Genomic DNA, 215 nt, shown 5'->3' with positions numbered 1-215 from the left:
GCGCCCGCCAGGGCGGCACCGACCGCGGCTGCGCTCGAATCCTCCGGAAGCACCTGCACGCGGCCGCTCAGCTCGAGGCGGGCGAGGAAGGGCGATTCCGCAGACCAGTTCTCGAGGGTGTCGCGCAGCCCGTCGAAGAGGCGCGCACCGAGCAGGCGCAGCCCGCCGCCGATCACCACGGTGTCCGGGTCGAGGGTGAGCACGAGCATGCGCAC

1 pseudogene is annotated in these 215 nt (G+C 73.5%); it reads right to left on the bottom strand.

What is annotated here, in order from left to right:
• A pseudogene (locus CH42_RS16530) lies at nt 1–215 on the bottom strand (ROK family protein); the annotation flags it as partial.

Source organism: Leucobacter musarum subsp. musarum (assembly GCF_001273845.1).
Lineage (GTDB): Bacteria > Actinomycetota > Actinomycetes > Actinomycetales > Microbacteriaceae > Leucobacter > Leucobacter musarum.
The sequence above is the reverse complement of the archived record's forward strand: the minus strand, read 5'-3'. Positions and strand labels throughout refer to the sequence as shown.